General features: G+C 57.8%; 11 protein-coding genes. 7 read left to right on the top strand and 4 right to left on the bottom strand.

The window, feature by feature from the left end; all coding sequences use genetic code 11:
- Positions 1–353, bottom strand: a 353-nt coding sequence (locus tag EOM25_10030; protein NCC25515.1) for a TlpA family protein disulfide reductase, incomplete at its 3' end; no start/stop codon positions are given.
- A 110-nt stretch (positions 354–463) separates the two neighbouring features.
- Between EOM25_10030 and EOM25_10025 the strand changes: the two genes are divergently transcribed.
- Positions 464–838 (top strand): LysR family transcriptional regulator, encoded by a 375-nt coding sequence (locus tag EOM25_10025; protein NCC25514.1) that lies wholly within the window; start codon positions 464–466, stop codon positions 836–838.
- Positions 839–860: 22 nt separating this feature from the next.
- On the opposite strand, the gene EOM25_10020 is transcribed toward EOM25_10025, so the two are convergent.
- Positions 861–1,340, bottom strand: a complete 480-nt coding sequence (locus EOM25_10020; GenBank protein NCC25513.1) for a TlpA family protein disulfide reductase — start codon at positions 1,338–1,340, stop codon at positions 861–863.
- A 151-nt stretch (positions 1,341–1,491) separates the two neighbouring features.
- Here EOM25_10020 and EOM25_10015 point away from each other — a divergent pair, with 151 nt between their 5' ends.
- Genes EOM25_10015 through EOM25_09995 form a run of 5 tightly spaced genes read left to right on the top strand, consistent with a single transcriptional unit; the run spans position 1,492 to position 5,269 of the window.
- Positions 1,492–2,211, top strand: a complete 720-nt coding sequence (locus tag EOM25_10015) for a response regulator (GenBank protein ID NCC25512.1) — start codon at positions 1,492–1,494, stop codon at positions 2,209–2,211.
- Between the two features lie 14 nt (positions 2,212–2,225).
- Complete coding sequence (locus EOM25_10010) at positions 2,226–2,777, top strand: TlpA family protein disulfide reductase (protein NCC25511.1); 552 nt, start codon at positions 2,226–2,228, stop codon at positions 2,775–2,777.
- Between the two features lie 19 nt (positions 2,778–2,796).
- Positions 2,797–4,479 (top strand): rhodanese-like domain-containing protein, encoded by a 1,683-nt coding sequence (locus EOM25_10005; GenBank protein ID NCC25510.1) that lies wholly within the window; start codon positions 2,797–2,799, stop codon positions 4,477–4,479.
- Positions 4,476–4,961, top strand: coding sequence for a DoxX family membrane protein (locus EOM25_10000; GenBank protein ID NCC25509.1), 486 nt, complete (start codon positions 4,476–4,478; stop codon positions 4,959–4,961). Before EOM25_10005 ends, EOM25_10000 begins: the two co-directional genes overlap by 4 nt.
- Positions 4,958–5,269: a hypothetical protein gene (locus EOM25_09995; protein ID NCC25508.1), complete on the top strand. Its 312-nt coding sequence runs from the start codon at positions 4,958–4,960 to the stop codon at positions 5,267–5,269. The genes EOM25_10000 and EOM25_09995 overlap by 4 nt, the downstream gene beginning before the upstream one ends.
- Positions 5,270–5,325: 56 nt before the next feature.
- On the opposite strand, the gene EOM25_09990 is transcribed toward EOM25_09995, so the two are convergent.
- Together EOM25_09990 and EOM25_09985 are read right to left on the bottom strand one after the other, a co-directional pair.
- On the bottom strand, positions 5,326–6,294 hold the full coding sequence (locus EOM25_09990; GenBank protein NCC25507.1) for a DMT family transporter: 969 nt from the start codon (positions 6,292–6,294) through the stop codon (positions 5,326–5,328).
- A 42-nt stretch (positions 6,295–6,336) separates the two neighbouring features.
- On the bottom strand, positions 6,337–7,158 hold the full coding sequence (locus EOM25_09985; protein ID NCC25506.1) for an AraC family transcriptional regulator: 822 nt from the start codon (positions 7,156–7,158) through the stop codon (positions 6,337–6,339).
- Positions 7,159–7,583: 425 nt separating this feature from the next.
- Between EOM25_09985 and EOM25_09980 the strand changes: the two genes are divergently transcribed.
- On the top strand, positions 7,584–9,515 hold the full coding sequence (locus tag EOM25_09980) for a PAS domain S-box protein (GenBank protein NCC25505.1): 1,932 nt from the start codon (positions 7,584–7,586) through the stop codon (positions 9,513–9,515).
- The last annotated feature ends 40 nt before the right edge of the window (positions 9,516–9,555 follow it).

The raw sequence follows: 9,555 nt of genomic DNA, 5'->3' as shown, positions 1-9,555 counted from the left end.
AATTCAATGGTGAATTTCTTCCGGAAGATGTTCACCTCATAGGCCGTGTTGCCGACGCCGATGCCGACCAGGCCCACCTGACCCAAGGGATAGCGGGCCTTGAGGATGTCGTGAAGTTCATTGACGGCCGGGGCCTCGCGCTGACAGTGGGGACAGTACATGCTGAAGATCTCGACCACCAGAACCTGAAAGGGGAGTTCCCGCAATGTCGCGGACGGTGTCGTGGCATCATCCAGACCCGTTCCGGCCAGGGGAAGGTCGGGAAACCGATCCGTCGGGAGCGAGGCCGCTGTGGCCGGGACAACAAGGCCGACCAAGAGCAGTAAGGAAAAAGAGAACAATTTCAAGAACATGGGGTTACACCTCCACCAGTATTTCCGGGCCGTTATCGAGCGGTTGTCAAGGACGGGCGCCAGGGTCTATGTTCGATTTAACATAATTGGACAGTCAACAGGGAGTGGCCATGGAAACGAGCGCGTATGTGTTGCGGACCCATGTCTGGTTCGAGACCAGCAAAGGGAATATGGTCTTTGGTCTGGGCAGGGTCCTGCTTCTGCAGAAGGTTCAGGAATTCGGGTCGTTGAACAAGGCGGCCCAGGCCATGAACATGTCCTACCGGGCGGCCTGGGGCAAGATCCGGTCCACCGAAGAGGAAGTCGGGGGGCCGTTGCTGGTCCGGGAGAAGGGTCGTCGCGGTTTTGTCCTGACCGATCTCGGTCGGGAACTGCTGGATAGCTACACCGCCTTTCAGAACGAGGTCGAAGCCTTTGCCAATGAAAAAGCCTTGGCTCGCTTTCCCTGGTCGGTCCGGCCCTACCAGGATTCGGATCGGGAATGAGGCTGCCGGCACGGGTTTATTCCTAGTCGCAGATTTTGGGAAAAAAGGTCCGGAAGGCCTCGCGCATGGTTTCCTCTTCCTGGATGCCGATCAGTCGATCGACGATCCGGCCGTCGCAGAAAAAGACCAGCATTGGAACCGGATAGAGTTTGTAGGTTTCGATGACTCCTTCCCCGGCCCAGTAGATCGGAAATTTGACATCGTACTTGGCGATGACCGGGTCAAAAGCTTCGGCCCCGGCATAGTCGATGCTCAACCCATATAAGGGCATGCCCTTGGCCCCGTATTCCTCGTAGAGTTTGTTGATGGCCGGCAGGGCAGCCTTGCAGGGGCCACACCACACAGCCATGACGGCGACCACGCATTTTATCCCCGGTTTTCTGAACATCTCATCCAGGGCTTCCGGGGACACGGCAATGGTTTTGGCCTGGACTCCGGCCGGGGCCGCCGTCGGGACAAATGCCAGCCAGAGGGCGAGGAAGAAGATACAGTTTGTGCGCATGGGGTTTCAGGCCACTTTTCTTGACGTGCCTTGAGGTTATGCTAGAACTCGAATCAAGGCAATCATCATTGTTTTCCCCACGAGACGGCACGAGGGGACTCGGCCCTTCGGGGCCTGTTTCCTGGCCGTGGTTTCAACGGAGTCACTCCCCATGGCTAACAGCATTCTGGTCATCGACGACGAGCGTCCGACCCTTTCCATGTTCCAACGCTTTCTTGTCGCCTACGGGTTCGACGACATCCATGTGGCCGAGAACGGGGCCAAAGGCCTCGAAATCTTCGCCGAGAAAAGACCGCCCATCGTCCTGACGGACATCAAGATGCCGGGCATGGACGGAATCGAGGTTTTGACTCGGATCAAGGAGATGGATCCGGCCACGGAGGTCATCGTCATCACCGGCCACGGGGACATGGACATGGCCATCAAGGCCCTGAACCTGGATGCGACCGACTTCATCAACAAACCGATCCAGAGGCGCGACCTGGAGGCGGCCCTTCGCCGGGCCAGAGAGCGGATTCAGATTGCCCGGAGCAAGACCGAGGAAATCGTGGTTATGGACGAGGCCGGAGTCGGGGTGGTGGACATTCAGGGAAACCTGACCTCGAAGTCCGACAGGGTTTTGGTCGACATCTTCGGGCAGACCAAAGCCCACCGGGCCGTGGTCCTGATCTTCAACGAACACGCCTCGGTCAATGGGGCCGGGATCGCCCTGCTGACCCAATTTTTCCTCGACTGCCAGAAGCGGGGGCAAAAGCTGGCTATGGCCGGCCTGTCGGACAATTTCCAGCGGGTCTTCGCCCTGGTCGGGCTGGACAAGCTGGCCCCGGTCCACCCCAGCCGGGATGAAGCCATCGCCTCGGTGCGATCCTGACCGGGAGATCGTCCATGCACAAGATTTTTCTCGCTTCACTCCTGGCCTGGACGCTTCTTTCCCTGTCTCCTGGGTGGGTTCTGGCCTTGCCAGCCCCCGGGGACACCCTGCCTGACATGGTCATGCAGGCCCCGGCCACTGCCGAGGAGACCGCCGATCTAGGCATTGTTGAGGGCCAGTCCTTCCGGCTGGCAGATTTGGGCAAGCCCCTGGTCCTGTTCGAAGTCATCGGAGTCTATTGTCCCCAATGCTACCTGCAGGCCCCGGGATTCATCTCCATCCAGAAGCGGCTGGCCAAGTCGGGTCTGGATGAGAAGGTGGCCGTCATGGCCCTGGCGGCCGGGGGGACACCCATGGAGACCGCCTACCTTCACGAGCAGGGCAACTACAAGATGCCCATCGTTCCGGACCCGGACTACTCCGTCCACAAACTTCTTGGCGAACCTCAAACCCCGTTCACCATGGTTTTGACCAAAGACGGCGAGGTGCTTTTCGCCCACCTGGGGATCATCGAGGACATGGACGCCTTTTTTCTGGCCCTCCAAAATCTGGCCAAGAACCACTGACCGGCCGGGGCCCGAAGCCATGGACATGGGCAGGGACCCTGACAGAACGGTTTTCCATCTCAAGACCCTCTACGAAGTCGTCCGCGAACTTGCCCGGATCAGGGACACCAGGGAGGCCTTGCGGATCTTCCTGCCCATGGCCATGGGCCCTCTGGGTATCGTCTCGGGCTTTGCCGTCCTTCGTCAGGGCAAAAGTGGGGAGTTGTTCACCCTGGCCAGGGGCCTGGATTCCGAGATCGAGGCCCGTCTGTCTGCCGGAGCCAAGGCCCTCCTGATCAAGTTCTTTCCGCCGGGATTCAAGTCCCTCGGAGCCGAGGTAGCCACCTTGACCGGCCGACACCTTGGCCGCAACGAGATGCTGCCCGACAACATCCAGGCCCTGTTCGCCCTGCCCGTGGACGATGAGATCCATGTCCTGGTCGGGTTCGGCCCCCGCTTGTCCGGAGAAGGCTTCGGTCCGGATGAGAAGGAACTCCTTGGCGGGCTTATCTCCAATCTGTTGACCACCCTGCGCAATGCCGGGGCCACAGGCCGGGCACTGATCCTCAACGAGGAACTTCAGCGACGAAATCACGATTTGGAGCGGGCCTTGGACGAGGCCAGACAGGCTCACGCCGAAACGGATGTCCAGGCCTTTCGTCTGCGGGCCTTGTACGATGCATCGTTCGAGATGTCGGGCCTCGGGGAACCGGAAGAGGTTCTTTTGAGTTTTCTGCTCACGGCCCTGGGGGCAGTTGGCGGGAGTGGGGGCTATGTGGCGTTTCTGGACGACGAACGGGGGGAAACCCTGGTCAGAGACCGGGGCATGGGCCGGGAGGTCGACTGGCAAACTCCGGAAATCCGATCTGCTTTGCTGGGGGTGTTCGTCTCCCTCAAGGACCGCATCCCCCAGAACATGGAGTCCCGTTGGGCCACGGACCTCGAGGCCGTCGAGCGTCTCCCCGGGCGTCCCGGACAGGCGCTGGCCTTTGCCCTTGACCAGCGTCGGCGCGGCGTTCTGGTCATGGGGGCCAAGATCGGGGGGGGCGAATACTCGCCGGAGGAACAGAGCCTGTGTGTCAGCCTGTCCAGTATGTTCATGGTCAGCCTGGACAACGCCCTGCGATTCAAGACCATCGCCCGACTTAACGAGGGGCTCACGCAGAGGAATCTCGAACTGCAGCGGACTCTGGATCAGCTGACCTCGGCCCGGCAGGAAATCGCTCTTCTGCAGCGGGCCAAGGAGGCAATTCTGGCTGCAGTACGGGGAGGGCATCGGCGGCTGGACCGAGTTTCCCTGCATGATGTCCTGTTCATCACCATCTCTTCGGTGGTCTTGGCTGTACTCTTCAATTACGCCAACCCGAGTGGTATCCCCCTGATTCCCCCGGCCCTGCTCGCGCCGTCTCCCGAAACCGTGGATGTGGATCAGGCCCTGGCCGAGGCAACCAACGGTTCGGCGGTTATCGTCGACGCCAGGCCCCAGGAGCTGCTTCTGGCCGGGTCCCTGCCCGGGTCCCTGCACGTGCCATTGCCCCTGTTCGACTTTATCTACACCATGCGGCTGGCCCCGCTACCGGCCAGAACCCGGTTCTTGGTCTACGGACGGACTCTCTCCAGTCACTACGATACCGAGGTGGCCCTGAAGCTCAAGGCCATGGGACACGACAATGTGGCCGTCATTGACGGCCCTGTGGAGTCCAGATTGAAGAGGAAACCATGACCATCGGCCCATTGATCCGCCGTCTGACCACCCACCCCTGGCTGGCCCTGGCCTTTCGCCTCTATATCGGCGGGCTGTTCATCCACGCCTCCATGTACAAGATCAACTATGTCGGCGAGTTCGCCGGGACCATTGCAAGCTATCAGCTGGCTCCATACGCCCTGGTCAACTTCATGGCCGTGACCATGCCCTGGCTGGAACTGATCTGCGGGTTGATGCTGGTGGTCGGTTTCCGAACAAAGGCCTCGGCCTCCATCCTCGGGGCGTTGATGGTCCTGTTCACCGTGGCTATCGTCATCAACCTCTATTGGGACGCGCCCATCGGGTGCGGGTGCTTCAAGACCATCGAGGACCCCATCAGCTGGAAGACCGTTGTTCGGGATCTGATTTGGCTGGCCATGATTGTCCACGTTTTTTTGTTCGACCGGTCGCTTCAGGTTGACCGGCTGCTCTTTCAACCCCTGGAGGAGATGGAGACATGAGTTTCCGGATTTGGCTGTCCATCGTGATCCTGGGTTCCATCCTGGCATGCGGTCCAGGCTCCGAGCCCTTCATCGGAAAATACGAGGCCCGAGACGAGGCGGGAAAAGTAATTCGGATGGAGCTATCGGAGGGTGGCCGGGGTATCTGGATTCACGAGGGAGAGACCGTGGAATTCTTCTGGGCCGCCCGGGAGGGTAGCGTCTCCCTGCATACCAGAACCGGCGGGGTGGTTCAGACCAGGAACCAGGACGGCGGCCTTCTGGTGAAACTGCCGGGAGTTGGGGAATTGGTGTTCAAGAGGCCGTGAGCTCATGGGGCCTCGGCCTCTCTGAACCGTCGGGAACCGCATCCGAAGGTTGCCGATTATTTTTGAACCTGGACCGTTGCTTTCTTCTGCCATGCGTGGCCGAAATATGCGGCGAGTGCGTGGATATCCCGTCTGATGTGTTCGCCGCGTTGAGCGAGAGCGACCCCGGCGAAGATGATCCCCGAGGCGAGCATCTGGGTGAAGGTCAGGGTCTCACCCAGCACCATCCAGCCGAAAAAGGCAGCAACGGCGGGAACGAGGTTGATGAAGGCCGAGGCCTTGCCTGCGGGGAGACGGCTCATGCCCACGTTGTACATTCCGAAGGCCCCAAGGGTTACAAAGGCCCCAAGATACCCGGCCACGAAGAGCAAACCAAGCGGGTTCTCCCCCATTCCGTCGCGAAGAAGCATATAGAGCCCGGGGAGAAAGAACAGACAGCCAGCCGCGTTTTGGACCGCGGTCAGGGTCCACGGTCCGTAACTGGCCGAGAGCCGCTTGACCAAAAGCATGTATCCGGCGGCACAGGCCATGGCCAACAGTTCGAGCATATTGCCCAGGGCAGGGTTGAGCGCATTGGGCGAAGGCGATCCGGTCAATGTCAGGGCGGCGACTCCGGCTATGGACAGAGCCAGCCCGAGCCAGCCCCAAAGGCTGGTTCGTTCTTTGAAGAAGATGCTGGCGCCCACGGCCACCATGATCGGCAGGGAAGCGGAGACAAGCCCGGCCTGAGTGGCCGAGGTGAAGGTCAGGGCGTAGGATTCGAACAGGAAGTAGAGACAGGGCATGAACAAGGCCATGAGGGCCAGGGCGATGCGGTCGCGCCCTTTTGTGACAGGCCCGGCAAGACGGGCTGTGAACGGTGTGAGGACCAGGGTGGCGATGCCCGTCCGCAGCCACATGACCGCCCACGGGTTCAGGGTTTCGACCAAGTGCTTCATGGCTGCGAAGGCGCTTCCCCAGAGCAGGACCGCGCCGAGCACTGCCAGCACTGGGATCATTTTCGGGCTGGAAGTATCAATCTCCATGGTTTTCTCCTTGCGGACAGAAGCAACGGACTGAAAATGCGACTACAGCCGTGTGCTCGTGTACTGTGAGGGGGTGACGCCGGTGTATTTGCGAAATGTATTGCCGAAGTGGCTTTGATCGGAGAAGCCGCTTCGCAGTGCGGCATCGGCAAAGGGTATGCCGGAGCGGAGGAGCTGTTTGGCGTGTTCGATGCGTAGCTGCAGGTGGTAGCTATGGGGAGGCAGGCCGATGGATTCCCTGAAGACTCGAAGAAGGTGGTATCTGGACAGACCGGTGACCTCGGACAGTTTTTCGAGGGATACCTTCTCAGACAGGTTTCCGTGCAGATAATCTTGGGCTCTTCGGACTGCTCCTGATTCCCTGGTCTTGGGGACCCGGGAGGCGATTTCACAGTGACGGGTCAGCAGGACGGCGGCTGCCCGGGCAAGGGCCGCGTCGAGAGCCAGCCTGCTCGTTCCGGATACGGCGGCCCGGTTGAGACGGGATAGGGTGTCGGACGTGAGCCTGTCTTTGACGACAACGGATTTGAACTCGGGCAGGCCATCCTTTCCGGCGAGGTCCTGCAGGGCCTTTTCGATCAGTGGGTTTTCGAAGCTGAAAACCCGATAGGAAATACGCGTCTTCGAATCCTCGATCACTCCGGAATGGACCAGCCCGGGGTTGAACAGGGCGATCTCCCCCCCTCGGACAAAGGCGTTTCCCGATCTTGGTCGGCGACAGTAACAACTGCCAGCGTCCATGACTCCCACGGAGTGGAACCCATGGGTGTGATTCGGAAACGAATAGTTGGAATTGATCACTTCCTGAATTTCAAGGCCTTGGATTTCTCTTGGCCGTACATACCTGACAATTCCTTCTCTCATAGTATCTCCTGCCCTCTCTGCGCCTTGCATGGCGCACGCACCGAGACAAATCGCACGGCAGCAGCGGTGCCGTCTTGTAAAATATTGCTGCTGTCCAGAGGGATTTTTCGCAGTCCGTTCAAAAATCCTCAACTGCTGCGACATTGCCAAAAGTTCAAATTTTCATTGTTCAACGAAGGAAGTGGACAAAATTTCTTGCCCGAAGAAGGATTTATTCAGGCCTGGGCCAAAGCGCAAGGATAAGCAAAACTCTTCGACGGCCTGCTTGGCAGTGGTCATGTGTCGTGCCTCAGGGCCAAAAGACTTGCCATTCATTTCGGGATGCTACAAAATTACACCAAACATTGGTTTCAAAAAATTATGTCGATATTCATTCTTGCTGAAAAAAGTCATTTTGTCGTGGCATCTCATTTGCGGAGACTATTATGCCCAGTTCTTCAAAAATGAAAAAAGAGCCCGCCAAGGCTAATTTTTTTGATACGCATGATATTTTAATGAACGCGCCAATAGGAGTTTTCGCCTCTACGCCTAGTGGCAGTTTCGTCTCAGTCAACCCGGCTTTTGCCAGAATGTTTGGCTACGATTCTCCCGAGAGTATGATACGTTCAGTTACCGATATCGGCAGGCAGATTTATGCCGATCCGAAGAACCGGGAGACCTTCAAGGCCCTTTTGCAAATGAATGGTAAAGTGGACAACTATGAATGCCGTTTTTGCCGTGTGGACGGGACGGAATTTTGGGGAGCCATACATGCCAAGCAGATTCAGGGTGACGGCAAGGATGTTGGCAATTATTATGGGTTTGTCATGGACATCACACAGCGCAAGCAAGATGAGGAGGCTTTGCTCCTGACACAGTTCGCCATGGATCGCGCGCCGGACAGCATCCTTTGGGTGGATGCCGATGGGAAAATTGCCTACGCCAACGACGCTGCATATTTTTCCCTGGGATATTCTCAGGAGGAACTTTTGGGCGCTGAAATATTTGACATTGACCCGGAATTTCCTCCCGAGAGGTGGGAACAGCACAAGGCGGACCTGAAAAAGCAAAAGAGAATGACCTTTGAGGGGCTTCACCGGACAAAGGACGGCAGGTTTTTTCCGGTGGAGGTGACCACCAATTACATAGAGTACAAGGGGCGTTTCCTGGGTATCGCATTTGACCGAGATGTCACCGAACGTAAGCGGGCAGAGGAGGAGCGCAGAAAGCTTCAGGCCCAACTCGCTCATGCCCAGAAAATGGAATCTTTGGGTACCTTGGCCGGGGGCGTGGCCCATGATTTCAATAATCTCCTGCAGGCCATGACCGGACATGTGCAGTTGCTTCAGAAGGATGTCTCTGAGACCTCAGTTGTGGCCGACCGTTTGAAAAAAATGGAAAAATCTATTGGCCGGGCAGCCCAGCTTGTCAAGCAGATGCTCTTTTTCAGTCGCAAGTCTGAGGCATGGAAACAACCCATAGACTTGAACCGGGAGGTGGACGAAACCGTCACGATGCTTAAGAGGACCATCCCCAGGATGGTCGACATAGAGGCGCATCTGGACAGTTCGCTATGGTTGATCAATGCCGACCCGACGCAGGTTGAACAGGTACTGCTCAACTTGGGGAGCAATGCCGCGGATGCCATGCCGGACGGCGGCAAGCTGATCATTGAGACAAGCAATGCAACATTGGACGCTGACTTCACAAGGGTACACTTAGACGCGGAACCTGGGGAGTATGTGCTGCTGAGCGTGACGGACACGGGGATCGGCATGGATAGCCAAATCTTGGATCACGCCTTTGATCCTTTTTTTACCACCAAGGAGATCGGCAAGGGTACCGGCTTGGGCTTGGCGTCGGTCTATGGGATCGTCAAGGACCATAACGGCCACATTCTTTGTTACAGTGAGCCTGGGCAAGGCACGGTTTTCAAAGTCTATTGGCCTGCCCTGCATGGGGTGGCGGAGTGCCGTCCTAGGGAGGCTTTGGAAACAAGCGCCCCGCTTACTGGCACGGAAACCATTCTTGTGGTGGATGACGAGTTTGACGTTCGCGAACTGACTGTCGAGGGGTTGCAGGCTTGCGGCTACACGGTGCTTGCTGCGGCGAGCGGCGAGGAAGCCATTATCTTGTATGCCGAGAAGGGGTCGTCCATCGACGTAGTAATCATGGACCTGGGCATGCCTGGCATGGGCGGGCAGAGGTGTCTTCAAGAACTCATCCGGATGAATCCAACGGTCAAGGTAATCATTGCCAGCGGATACACGGCCAATGATTCCGGAAAGAATGCTCTTGCGTTGGGTGCCGAGAGATTCATCAGCAAGCCCTTTCAGTTGAGGGAGCTTGCGGCCGTAGTTCGGGAGATTCTGGGATGAGAATTGGCAAATCTTACAAGTAATATTTCTTGTGCAAAGC

This window comes from Deltaproteobacteria bacterium (assembly GCA_009929795.1).
Taxonomy (GTDB): Bacteria; Desulfobacterota; Desulfovibrionia; order Desulfovibrionales; family Desulfomicrobiaceae; genus RZZR01.
The sequence above is the reverse complement of the archived record's forward strand: the minus strand, read 5'-3'. Positions and strand labels throughout refer to the sequence as shown.

Bases quoted from the DNA above. Each gene is read 5' to 3' on its own strand.
- EOM25_09980 (NCC25505.1), top strand. From the start codon at position 7,584: ATGCCCAGTTCTTCAAAAATGAAAAAAGAGCCCGCCAAGGCTAATTTT.
- EOM25_09985 (NCC25506.1), bottom strand. From the start codon at position 7,158: ATGAGAGAAGGAATTGTCAGGTATGTACGGCCAAGAGAAATCCAAGGC.
- EOM25_10010 (NCC25511.1), top strand. From the start codon at position 2,226: ATGCACAAGATTTTTCTCGCTTCACTCCTGGCCTGGACGCTTCTTTCC.
- EOM25_10005 (NCC25510.1), top strand. From the start codon at position 2,797: ATGGACATGGGCAGGGACCCTGACAGAACGGTTTTCCATCTCAAGACC.
- EOM25_10015 (NCC25512.1), top strand. From the start codon at position 1,492: ATGGCTAACAGCATTCTGGTCATCGACGACGAGCGTCCGACCCTTTCC.
- EOM25_10000 (NCC25509.1), top strand. From the start codon at position 4,476: ATGACCATCGGCCCATTGATCCGCCGTCTGACCACCCACCCCTGGCTG.
- EOM25_09990 (NCC25507.1), bottom strand. From the start codon at position 6,294: ATGGAGATTGATACTTCCAGCCCGAAAATGATCCCAGTGCTGGCAGTG.
- EOM25_09995 (NCC25508.1), top strand. From the start codon at position 4,958: ATGAGTTTCCGGATTTGGCTGTCCATCGTGATCCTGGGTTCCATCCTG.
- EOM25_10020 (NCC25513.1), bottom strand. From the start codon at position 1,340: ATGCGCACAAACTGTATCTTCTTCCTCGCCCTCTGGCTGGCATTTGTC.
- EOM25_10025 (NCC25514.1), top strand. From the start codon at position 464: ATGGAAACGAGCGCGTATGTGTTGCGGACCCATGTCTGGTTCGAGACC.